The organism is Pseudomonas paracarnis (genome assembly GCF_904063055.1).
Lineage (GTDB): Bacteria > Pseudomonadota > Gammaproteobacteria > Pseudomonadales > Pseudomonadaceae > Aquipseudomonas > Aquipseudomonas paracarnis.
Map to the genome: position 1 here is coordinate 1 of NZ_CAJFCN010000079.1, position 455 is coordinate 455.

The window sequence follows — 455 nt, forward strand, 5'->3', positions numbered from 1 at the left end:
GGAGAGTACGGCACGTAATAGCGATTGCGGCAGGAAGCTCGCGGCGAACTCAAGGAAGCATTGGTGGGCGTGGTCGGACTGGACCTCGCAGGCATCATCGGCCTCCTTGCTGCTCAAGCCATTGAGCTCGGACAGGGTTGCACCACCCTCGAGTTTCGCCAGGTAATTGAAAAGCGCCTGCTTGATCAGCGAGTGCGGCGTACGATCAATGGAGGTCGCGGCGGACTTCAGGCGTTCGCGGGTCGGGTCGTCGAGTTTGACCCCAAGGGTGGTCGTTGCCATTTTTTTATCCTCATGGGTGCCACTACCTAGTGGCATCTGCTGGCGGCAAGATTAGCTTTGCCCATCCCGAGGTGCAACCGCGTGCAACCCTTTTGTTGGTTAAATGTTCGACGCTTGATCGGAAAAAAATAAACAGGCGACCGAATCCGCTCCGCGCTGGTGCATTTGCTTCT

1 protein-coding gene is annotated in these 455 nt (G+C 56.9%); it reads right to left on the reverse strand.

The window, feature by feature from the left end; all coding sequences use genetic code 11:
* Positions 1-282: hypothetical protein (locus tag JMV15_RS27990; RefSeq protein WP_201492000.1), on the reverse strand; the 282-nt coding region annotated here is incomplete at its 3' end.
* Positions 283-455 lie beyond the last annotated feature (173 nt).